This is a genomic window from Spirosoma endbachense, assembly GCF_010233585.1.
Taxonomy (GTDB): Bacteria; Bacteroidota; Bacteroidia; order Cytophagales; family Spirosomataceae; genus Spirosoma; species Spirosoma endbachense.
Genome location: NZ_CP045997.1, coordinates 6,488,106 through 6,498,984, shown reverse-complemented (window position 1 = coordinate 6,498,984; position 10,879 = coordinate 6,488,106). Strand labels below are relative to the sequence as shown.

Here is a 10,879-nt window from a genome sequence, read left to right as displayed (position 1 = left end):
TTACCTTTACGAACGAGTTGGTCGAGCGTTGTGAGATCGGCTTCCGACAGCACAAACGGTTTAGCGATTTGGCCCATGTCGGAAAGATAGCTACTTTTATCTAACCATTAAATTGGAAGAGTACTAGGTTATCAGGCAACAAAAGCGGCATTTGACTTTAAAAAGGGTAAAACACGGACCGATTATAGGAAGGCGCTACCCGCGCTACTCTCGTATTATGAGTCGATTCAGGCATTAAGCACCAACAGGTTCGATGTGCAGAAAGTGGCTTCACTAGAACTGGAATGGTGGATAATACATCGTCAGCGTGAACACTATTCATACAAAGCCCTGGCCGACGCTTTAGCCGAAACAACGGCTGCTCAGTACAACTTACCTGTACAGTCGTTCTCGACCTACGCCCGATTACGCGCCGATGCCATGCGCCTGCGCGACGAGTCAGTCCAGAAACCAGGGGGTACTACAGAAACTGACTGGCAGCGTATTGGGCAGGAGTTAGATCAGGCATGGTTTGCCCTGCATAATGCCGTTCAGCCTGTTCATTAATCAGAGACTCTCTAAAAACCGGATGTACTGGTGTTCGCAAATCGTGCTTGTGCGAAACCCCACGTCTTACGAAGACTAAAATAGATTCCGGTACTGTTTGGCAGCAATTTGCCCCGATCGACGGCAATCGTTACACGGGCAATCCAGTCCGGTTTTCCCTTAAGTGGAGCACTCACCGAAAGCAATGTCGATAGTTGCCGGGTATTTTTCGGAAAGGCAATGGCATAGGAGCCCAGATTATCGCTTAGAGAACAGAACATCCGAAATGTGAAGCGCGTACCTACCGTACCAGCCATACCCATATGCAAAACACGCACCCGATTATTATTGGTAAAAAGATGGTAATCGCCATTGGTATAACTCGCTTTGACACCAGTTGGTAATTCTGACCGACTTTCACCATAATAGCCAATAAACGGAGTTCCGATACCCCGGCCGCCGTATGACCAGCCATCAATATATTGGGTGTGGTTAAAGTAATTATCGGCGCCCCGTTCGGCCGGGAGATTACCAAACGTTGGGCCGCCCTGGCTAAGCGTGTATAAAAACTCTGCGACAAGTTCGCGAATCTGAAATCCACGAGTTTCGGAGCCAGATTGTCGGATTCGGATTCCGTTCAGCCCATCTGCAATGTTAATCAGGTAAAACAAAGAACCATCTTCGTAATAACTCTGCCGATACACCCATACAGTAAAGCTTTTTCCTGTCCATTCGGCCCCCAAATCAATAGTTCCCAGATGATTTCCAATGCGATTTTCGCGGTCACCTTTGCTGATGCGTGAGGTATCGGTGTCCTCTTTTGCGCCTAAGCTCGTGCCTGATATAATGTCAAAATAATCAGCCAGCGAGGTTGGGAAGCGGCCGTTTTTAATGACCAGATCACTCGTAAACACATCGCTACGCCCGCCCCATTGTACCTGATGGTTAAAGCCAGCGTAGAGTTTTAGCGACCAGTTTGGTTTGCCAAATCGCCCATAAAATGCTTTCTGATGGAGAAATGAGCCTTTCACCGGCCCACGGTTATCGAACCAGCCATGTGAGTAAAATCCTTTGAAGGCGATCAGCCCTTTCGTAAAACCGAGCGGCACGTAATCAGGTAAACTAATCTGAATTTCCGGGATGGGTAGTGCATTACCCGACCAGGCCATTGGACCCACGCCAAGCAGTGTGTCGGCCAATCCGACAACCTTACGCCGACGGCCTGCCATGAGTTCCAAAACCCCTAACCTGCCCTTAACGTAAAATTCTGGTATGATAAAGCGACGACTTTGCCCAATGTTGACTACAGCTTCGACGCCTAAACCCCAATCCAGTTTTCGTACAGGCTGACTGTAGTTTCTATAGAATCCAGCTCGCAATTGATCAAATGAGTTTTGATCAGGAACAATTCCATATTGTTTAGCCCGTAACCAGAAAGGCGTTTGCGATGGAGTGCTAATTGATAAGCCCGTTTCAACAAACCCAGTAATAGGCTTATGAGCCGAATCGGATTGCCCGAAAGCAGCCGTAGACAGGATAAACAACAATAAGAAATACGAATGCATGAAGTAGACGGTGAGGTATCGATAAGCAATCGGCCCACCTTCATCAGGGCTTTACTTTATCGGCCTCACAAATATAAATACAATATATATTTTAGTGACTATTTTAGTATCATTTACAAAATATATGACACAAGTTTATTTCAGGAAATAATCTACCTGCGGCAAGCCAATTTTAACTTTAGTGAGTTGTAAGTACAGACGCAACATTATCTATGCAACTGACGATCTCACCCGAAAACCCACTTGAATGGCTTGCCCTCCGTGCTAACCTCGCCCCTATTCCTCTCCTTCATGTTCAGATCATGCCTGTTTTGGCAAAGGCTGTACTCGAAGCAGCCGATAAGGGTGTATTTGAGGCCGTTAAAGATGAAGACCAAACACTTGATGAGCTGGCTACCAAACTCCAGCTGAATCAAAAAGCGCTGGGTGAATTAATGGGCCTTTTAACGGCAATGGGCTATTTTACGTACCAGAATAATCGCTTTGCGCTGACTCGAATGGCCCGGCGATTTGCGCTCAAAGACGATCCATCATCTGTGTATGGCATGATGATCTTTAACAATCGCGTCGTTTGGGAATGGATGGATCATCTGGGTGAGTACTTACAAACCGGTACAGGCGTTCAATACCACGATACCCTGTCCAGTGAGCAGTGGCGTTATTATCAGGAGGCTATGCTTGCTGCCACCAATACTGAAGCACGTGAATTTGGCCGACGGGCACCCGTCCCGAAACTAGCCACCAGCATGCTTGACATTGGTGGTTCACATGGTCAGCATTCGGTTGCGCTCTGCCGTAAACTCCCCGCGTTAACATCTATCATTCTGGATTTGCCTCAGGCTATTGAACAAGCTTCTCCCTTATTGGCTCGGCAAGGTCTGGGCGACCGGGTAACCCATCGGCCGGGGAATGCCCTTACCGATGATTTTGGGGAGAATGCGTTCGATATTATTCTCTTGTCGAGTCTGGCCCACCATTTTACGCCGGAACAAAATCAGCTTGTTACGGATAAAGTTGCCCGAGCGCTACGATCAGGCGGAGTGTTCATTGTCAATGAGTTTATCCGACCCGAGTTAGGGGCAAAACCGGATCTGATTGGTAGTAGTACCGATTTATTTTATGGTCTGAGCAGCACGGCGGGGAATTATTCCATCGCCGAAATCCAGCAGTGGCAGCAAACCGCTGGCCTGAAACCTCACAAAATAGTTAAGTACTACACCATGCCGGGCCGGGTAATGGTAGTGGCTAAAAAGAAATAGTTGACAATAGTGCGATCTTACGTCAACGTTATAGCCGCACTTGTTGCCAGCACGTCAGGTTCGTTGCGTACCTTTGGGATTAGATTTAATGCAACTCCATGAAATACAAAAAGCACGTTTTCATCTGTAATAACCAGAAAGCAGCTCCGAAAAAATCCTGCGGGGAAGCCCACGGCAACGAATTAGTCGACGCCTTTAAAGCGGCTCTGGCCGAGCGTGGTCTGTTGAAAGAAATGCGCGCCCAGCGGACAGGCTGCCTCGATGCCTGCGCGTTCGGACCAACGCTGGTTGTTTATCCGGAAGGGACTTATTATGGTAATGTTCAATTGTCAGACGTTAACGAAATCGTAGAAAGTCACTTAATCAACGACCAGCCAGTAGAACGTCTGAAGCTGGATTTTTAACGGTTTCGGTTTACGGTAATTGGCTTAATACTGTAAACCGAAATGCCATCTCCAATGTACAAGCACCTTTTCTTCGATCTTGATCATACGTTATGGGATTTCGACCGGAATTCGGCAGAGTCTCTGACCGAACTGTTCGAAACGTTTCGGCTGAGCGATTTAGGCATTCCATCCGCAGAAGAATTCAGTCGTCACTTTATTGCGATAAACCGACAATTGTGGGCCGACTATGACAAGAATCGTATTGAACACAGCTACATCCGAAAGCATCGTTTTCCGCTGGTGTTTCAGTCGCTTGGCGTCGATGAGGCAACCGTCCATACCGATCTGAATGCCGAATACCTGCGATTGCTTCCTCGAAAGCCTCATCTGCTGGATTCGGCACGGGAAATTCTGGATTACCTGAAGGGCCGCTATACGATGCACATCATCACCAATGGCTTTGCCGAAATTCAGGCCATCAAGATGGATAGTGCCGAAATCGCGCATTACTTCACGCATGTGATTACGAGTGAAAACGCTAACGCCAAGAAGCCCGATCCGCTCGTATTTCAGTACGCACTGGAAATTAGCGGAGCCACAACCAGCGAAAGTCTGATGATTGGCGATAACTACGAGGCCGATATTATGGGCGCCAAGGGGGTTGGTCTGGATACTGTGTTCTATAACCCACAAGCCATAACCGTCGATGATCAGCCAACGTACGACATTCGCCACTGGAAAGAACTCATGGCCATTCTGTAACCCGGTTCGGGTATGGAAAAATGATTTACCAATAGCCAGGTAGCGATTAATTCAGGCAGGAATAGAATCAACGACTATTGTATGCACCTAAACTCATCAACCGCACTGGTTACCGGAGGAGCTTCCGGCCTGGGCGAAGCCACCACCCGCCTGTTAGCATCGAACGGCGCGAATGTTGTCATTGTAGACCTGAACGAAGACCGAGGTCATGCCCTTGCCGAAGAATTAGGGGCAACGGTTCGATTTATTAAAACCAACGTCACCGATGAGGCTGATGTTCAGGCAGCGGTCAATCTTGCCATTGAAACATTCGGTGGTTTACATATCAACGTAAACTGTGCAGGTATTGCCGAAGCCCGCAAAACAGTGGGTAAAGTCGAGGGTGTTTACGGAGCGCATTCACTGGCGGCTTTTCAGAAAGTTATTTCCATCAACCTCATTGGCACGTTCAACGTGATTCGGCTGGCCGCTCTGGCCATGGAACATAACGAACCTAATCCTGAGAAACCGTTTGAAGGTGAACGTGGGGTGATTATCAACACGGCATCCGTCGCGGCCTACGACGGACAAATAGGGCAGGCTGCTTATTCCGCGTCCAAAGGAGGTATTGTCAGTATGACTTTGCCCATTGCCCGGGATCTGGCCCGCTCAGGAATCCGGGTAATGACCATTGCACCGGGCTTGTTTGAAACGCCCTTACTACTGGGATTACCGGAAGAAGCACGTCTGTCGCTTGGCCAGCAAGTACCGTTTCCTTCGCGACTTGGCCGACCGGATGAATACGCCATGCTGGTTAAAAGCATTATCGAGAATCCAATGCTGAACGGAGAAGTGATTCGACTGGATGGAGCGATTCGGATGGCTCCGAAATGAATAGATCTGGTTTCATTATACAGAGCCCTTTCGCCCAAGGGTGTGCCACGGCTGAACGAATGGGCTACTACAATTCTCATAAAAAGAGTCGCCTGTTTGAGCGACTCTTTTTCTATTGTAGACTATCCCTTTTCGAATGCGTCAGTCAATTAAAATGTAAAGTTTAAACGGGCGAACAGGAATCGGCCATTCATACCAAACTGAGAAGTATTTCTCGAATACACGAATTGATTTGCATTGGAAAGGTCAACCGAAGTGGCAGCCGCACTATAAACAATTCCACCGTTGGCATCTACGCCAGTTGGTCTTTTAGCTGATACAGGTCCATAGTTTTTGTCTGGATAAATATCAAAAATGTTATTTGCTCCCACAACCACTTTTAAGGCATTATTGACTTGATAACCAATTGACAAATCAGTAATTACTCTTCCTCCCCAAACCGGATGTTCATTCTCAACAGCCTGCCCATTCACAACAATGGCACCGATAATGCCATCTCCATTCACATCGACCGTATTGGGGTCTGTAACTTTACCGAAATACACGTTTCTCAGGAAGAAATCGAATTTGTTCAGAGTTAGCGTATTGCTCAGGTTAAATTTAACTCTTGGCACTGCTTCCTGTAGATAAACTCTTGATGTTTCAGAGTAATACCGATTAATCTGACCATTGTCGGCCAGAATTTTAGATGCCTTAATATCACCAATCTGTTTCGTTTGTGACACTGTACCGGCTAAATCACTTCTCAGTGAAATACCCCCGCCAAACGTAGCTCGATGTGAAATCACTAAGTCAATACCTTTTGATTCGGTGTCAATCGCATTTGAGAAGAACGTAGCTGCTGTAGCATTGGCCTGGTCAAATAGATTTTGTAATTGTCTTTGAGGGGTCCCTTCCGGGAAGAAGAATGTAGGCCCAGGAGCTGCACTATTCGAAGGTCTTGCAAATTGATCGGTCAGGATTACCCGATCATTAATTCGTATAAAATAACCATCCGCTGTAATTGTTAAATTGGCCCCCGGTATTTTTGCAGTGAAGCCTGCACTAATACTTCTCGACTCTTCCTGTTTTAATTTCGGAATCCCCAGCAATTCGGCGGGCCTGGACGCATTACTGAATGTACCCACCTCAAACGGAACACCCCCTACAAATTGAGTAGACGTTGAGTTAAAGTAAATCTGAGCCAGCGAAGGGGCGCGGAACCCTGTTGAAGCGGCTCCACGAATGTTGATGTTGTTGGTCAGTTTATAGCGTGTAGCCAATTTGAAATTGGTAGTGCTGCCGAAATCCGAATAATTTTCGAACCGAACGGCACCTTCTACCAGCCATCGGCTGGTTACGTCTAACTCAGCGTCGGCATACAGAGCCATGCTTTGTCGGTTAGCATCTTTTGTTGCACTTTCGTTTTCCGGCCTGAAACCAGGAAACACTTGTGAGCCACCGGGACGGGCACTGCCAAAGAAATCAGAAGGTGCTACCTGAGTCGACGTCGTAATTACCTGTCCGTTCACATCGTATCTGGCCCACGAGTTTTCATCGCCCGCCTTTATCCGGTAGCTTTCAAAACGACCTTCTGCCCCAAAAGCCAGGTTTAAGCCAGAAAGTGCATCAAACTTGCGACTCAGGTCGAAGTTAATTGTGTTTTGTTTGAAGTTCAATCCACCTGCCTTAAATACAGTTGGCGACTTATCTAATAATGTAGCGTTAACTGTATTTTCTACACCATAATTAAAAGTGTTTGAGCCAAACGTATTGCTCAGGTCATAATTAAATGAGCCTAATTTCCCACGAAACCCGGCGGCAAATGAAGCATCAATAATTTCAGAATGAATTTCTGGCAGGAAACCATTGATGAAAATACCGGTGTAGGCACGTGCCTGGTTAGGATTCCGATAGAAACCAGCGGCATCTCCGGTCCGTCTACCATAGCCACCAAACGCATAGAACTCATGATTTTCATTAATGGGAATAGCAGAATTGGCGAAAAACTGGATGCTCTTTAAATTGGACTGACCGACACTCATATTGAAATCACTTCGTTGCAGTCCGCGGGCCGCCAGTTCATTGTCGGTTACATCGGGAGCAAGAATTGTCCGTAAATCGGTAAGCGTACTAGCTCCTGCAATGCTGGCCTGCGTAGCTGCATCGAAATAAGTTACGCCTAAAGCACCTTTCTTGATCGCGTCGATAGAAGTAGGCAATGTATTTACATTTCCACCCGCCTGTAGCGTTCTATATTCAATGGCATTGTAGCGGTTGAAAAGCGTACTGGTTGTTGGCAGAGCGCGACTGGTCGAATTTCTCATTTGTGCTGACCCCGTAACGTTAATGAACCCAGCTTTACCAATGCGAACGCCATAGTTTGCGTCTATTTGCAGATTTCTGCCATCCATTCCGCCTTTAAAGTTGTTCGACCCTTGCGAAAAGTTACCTCCTCCATAGACTGATAACGCTAACTTCCCGGTAGCTTCTTTCATTTTTACGTTGATGATCCCGGCAATCGCATCAGAACCATACTGTGCGGCAGCACCATCCCGCAAAACTTCTATTCGATCAATAGCAAAGGCAGGAATTGCATTTAAGTCCGTACCAACCGAACCACGGCCGGGCGTACCGTTCACGTTTACCAACGACGATGTATGTCTTCTTTTGCCATTCAGTAGCACTAACACCTGATCAGGGCCTAAACCTCTTAGTTGTGCAGGATCGATGTGGTCAGTCCCGTCGGCCACGGTTGCTGTGTTAGACGTAAACGAAGGAGCAACCATATTCAGAATTTGATTCAGGTTGTTCTGCGGAGCCTGGGTCGTTAACTGTTGCATGCTGATGATATCAACAGGAACAGGGCTTTCTGTTTTCACTCGACCTGCACTTCTTGTTCCTGTTACAACCACTTCGGATAAAGATGCTGTTGTTTCTGTAAGTGCAACATCAACAGTTTCATTACCGCTAACGTTTACAGTAACGGATTGGGTTTGATATCCCACAAAACTAACACGGAGGCTATAGCTCCCCGGAGTTAATTTGAGCGTGTAGTCGCCACTGGCATCAGCAGTGGTGCCAACGTTTGAGTTCACAACGACAATCGTCGCGCCAGGGATGGACGCTTTAGTCATAGCATCCGTTATGCGGCCCCGAACGCCCTGAGCCAAAACTGTAGAAAATGTCACCAGTAATAAGATGACACTTGACATACAATGATTCATAGAATAGTTGTAGCGCATAGTTTATATTTTTAAGACAAAACGTAATGTAGAATAATATTTCATTACCGCCTACATAATCACGCTATTTTGCTATAAAACTTACCATACGCCAAATATGTACTCTACAAAAGCGGGAGAACTGGTCATTGCTTTATCGAATTGATTTGTCAGACAAAAGCTTGTCAGACAGCATAAAAAATGGCCTGCGCTCATGCGCAGGCCATGGAATAGACCAGGAATACGGTCAGAAATTTACTTCACAGAAACTACTTCCAGATCAAAACGCAGTGGTGCGTAAGGCGTAATGACATATCGGTTATTAGTAACAACACCTGTTGTTCCATACCCAATTGAGGATGGAAACAATATAGTTGCTTTCTCACCAACCCGAAGCTTGGATAGACCCTCCTCGAAGCCTTTAACGTACTTATTCTGCCCTAAAACAGCGTCAAATGTACCTGTTCCGGTACTATCAAACGCAGAAGCCGAGCGAAGCTGTTTGCCTAAATATCGTATGGTAATTGTCTGGCCAGCGGCCAGTGTGGCTCCAGTAGGATTGGTTACTGTTTTAACGATTCTCAACCCCGTCCCTGAAGAATCAGTCACGGTTAATTTCTTTTCGGCAATATGCTGCCTGATCTGCTGATCTTCATTACGAGACCTCTTCAATTGCACATTAAATAGGATAACAGAGTAAGGGGGTAAATTCGTCTTTGCTTCATTTCCAAAGCCTAGATAAGAAGGGATGAGTAACGTAGCACTTTCGCCTTCACGCATCAATGAAACACCCTCTTCTAAACCAGCAATAATCGCCTGAATACCGAGTGTATAATACACAGGCCTATCTTTTAGCGTACTGTCAACAAAGGCACCGCTCAGGTTATAGGACTTGTATGTGAATTCTACTTCTTCGCCAGGAACAGCCAGCTTACCAGCCGTATTAGGTTGTGTTATGGCATAATACAGCCCTGTGTTTGTTGTTTTACCGTTTAAGCCTTTAGCGGTAGCATAGGCCTGAATGTCGGCATCGTTCTGATCATAATAAGCACTCGATGGATCAACATTTTGCGTTGAACAACCGGCTAGTCCACTGATCAATAAGGCACTGAAAATAGTTAAATGAAGCTTACGCATGGAATTAGAATAACAAATAGAGATACTAGGTAATACGCATAATGACCCTATATCGTGGCGTAACGTTGGGAAGACACGTATTTTTTTTCAGTTTAACACTAAACTTGTTCCTGTTTTTAACGCCTTGAAGCGATCCGCCGGTATGTTTTTCGCTACTAAAGCCTTTGCCAAATCGTCTACCGGTTCGGTTGCTCCGTCATCGGCCAGTGGGAACGTTCCGAAGTGAATCGCCACACTTTGTTCTGATCGGACATCGGTATGTATCTGCACAGCTTCAACCGGCGAACAGTGAATTGGCGACATAAACCACGGTGGTTTATAAGCGCCAATGGGTATCAATGCCAGCCGTAACGGGCCAAACTGTCGGCCAATATCTTTCAGAAATGGACCATAGCCCGTATCACCCACAAAATACAATTTTCCAGCGACTTTGCTGTCAATTATGTAGCCAGCCCATAGAGTAGCATTTCGATCAAACAGTCCCCGCCCTGAAAAATGCTGTGCCGGAACACAGTGAATCGTCGTACTGTCGTTCACAGCAAGCGACTGACGCCAATCCATTTCCTGAACGTTACGACAACCTTCCTGCTCCAGAAATGCTTTTACGCCGAGCGAGCAAAATACCCGTGGCTGGTCCCGGTTACAGAGTTTCCGGACGGTTCCGATATCCAGGTGGTCCCAATGATTGTGGCTTAACAGCAGCACATCAATTTTAGGAAGATCATCAAACCGAATACCGGGCGGATTATTTCGCTTTGGTCCGGCAAACTGAAACGGGCTGGTCCGTTCGTAATAAATGGGGTCCGTCAGTACGTTGAGTCCGTCGAACTGAAGCAACACCGTTGAATGATTGACAAACGTTACCCGTACCGTTCGACCATTTACGCGTGCTGGTGGTGGCGGACCAGGCTGATCATCATGATAAGCTGGCCAGGGGCCCTGCTGGCGGTTTATCATCCAGCCAATGACTTCCCGAAATCCTTTGGCTTGCACATCGTTCAGATTATGAAATTCCTTTCCGTCAAAATGATCGCTTACTGGCCCCTTGTACCGGGGACCCGAAACCATATAGCCCACTACCACGGCCATTATGATAGCTACCAGAATCAATAACCCCAGTATAAGTAGTAGTTTAGACCACATAGTGAGAAGCAGGTAAATCGGTAAAT

At 46.7% G+C, this 10,879-nt stretch carries 9 protein-coding genes; 5 read left to right on the top strand and 4 right to left on the bottom strand.

Annotation, left to right across the window (positions count from 1 at the left end; genetic code table 11):
- Nucleotides 1-264 precede the first annotated feature (264 nt).
- Nucleotides 265-546 carry a hypothetical protein gene (locus tag GJR95_RS26520; protein WP_162388730.1) on the top strand — a complete coding sequence of 94 codons (282 nt, stop codon included), beginning with the start codon at nucleotides 265-267 and terminating at the stop codon, nucleotides 544-546.
- An 11-nt stretch (nucleotides 547-557) separates the two neighbouring features.
- Here GJR95_RS26520 and GJR95_RS26515 read toward each other — a convergent pair whose 3' ends face one another.
- Entirely contained in the window at nucleotides 558-2,090 is a 1,533-nt protein-coding gene (locus GJR95_RS26515; protein ID WP_162388729.1) for a capsule assembly Wzi family protein, read from the bottom strand.
- 212 nt (nucleotides 2,091-2,302) lie between these two features.
- On the opposite strand from GJR95_RS26515, the gene GJR95_RS26510 reads away from it, so the two are divergent.
- The 4 genes from GJR95_RS26510 (at nucleotide 2,303) to GJR95_RS26495 (ending at nucleotide 5,370) form a co-directional block, all read left to right on the top strand.
- Nucleotides 2,303-3,349 carry a class I SAM-dependent methyltransferase gene (locus tag GJR95_RS26510; RefSeq protein ID WP_162388728.1) on the top strand — a complete coding sequence of 349 codons (1,047 nt, stop codon included), beginning with the start codon at nucleotides 2,303-2,305 and terminating at the stop codon, nucleotides 3,347-3,349.
- Nucleotides 3,350-3,447: 98 nt separating this feature from the next.
- Nucleotides 3,448-3,753 carry a (2Fe-2S) ferredoxin domain-containing protein gene (locus tag GJR95_RS26505; protein ID WP_162388727.1) on the top strand — a complete coding sequence of 102 codons (306 nt, stop codon included), beginning with the start codon at nucleotides 3,448-3,450 and terminating at the stop codon, nucleotides 3,751-3,753.
- A gap of 54 nt (nucleotides 3,754-3,807) precedes the next feature.
- On the top strand, nucleotides 3,808-4,497 hold the full coding sequence (locus GJR95_RS26500; RefSeq protein ID WP_162388726.1) for a YjjG family noncanonical pyrimidine nucleotidase: 690 nt from the start codon (nucleotides 3,808-3,810) through the stop codon (nucleotides 4,495-4,497).
- An 81-nt stretch (nucleotides 4,498-4,578) separates the two neighbouring features.
- Nucleotides 4,579-5,370 (top strand): 3-hydroxyacyl-CoA dehydrogenase, encoded by a 792-nt coding sequence (locus tag GJR95_RS26495; RefSeq protein WP_162388725.1) that lies wholly within the window; start codon nucleotides 4,579-4,581, stop codon nucleotides 5,368-5,370.
- A 149-nt stretch (nucleotides 5,371-5,519) separates the two neighbouring features.
- Here the strand turns inward: GJR95_RS26495 and GJR95_RS26490 are convergent, their stop codons facing one another.
- The 3 genes from GJR95_RS26490 to GJR95_RS26480 all read right to left on the bottom strand — a co-directional run bounded on the left by GJR95_RS26490 (nucleotide 5,520) and on the right by GJR95_RS26480 (nucleotide 10,853).
- Nucleotides 5,520-8,564: a TonB-dependent receptor gene (locus tag GJR95_RS26490; RefSeq protein WP_162388724.1), complete on the bottom strand. Its 3,045-nt coding sequence runs from the start codon at nucleotides 8,562-8,564 to the stop codon at nucleotides 5,520-5,522.
- Nucleotides 8,565-8,828: 264 nt separating this feature from the next.
- Nucleotides 8,829-9,710 carry an FKBP-type peptidyl-prolyl cis-trans isomerase gene (locus tag GJR95_RS26485; RefSeq protein WP_162388723.1) on the bottom strand — a complete coding sequence of 294 codons (882 nt, stop codon included), beginning with the start codon at nucleotides 9,708-9,710 and terminating at the stop codon, nucleotides 8,829-8,831.
- 87 nt (nucleotides 9,711-9,797) lie between these two features.
- The gene (locus GJR95_RS26480; RefSeq protein WP_162388722.1) at nucleotides 9,798-10,853 is read right to left on the bottom strand and encodes an MBL fold metallo-hydrolase; all 1,056 of its coding nucleotides are present in this window, start codon (nucleotides 10,851-10,853) and stop codon (nucleotides 9,798-9,800) included.
- Nucleotides 10,854-10,879 lie beyond the last annotated feature (26 nt).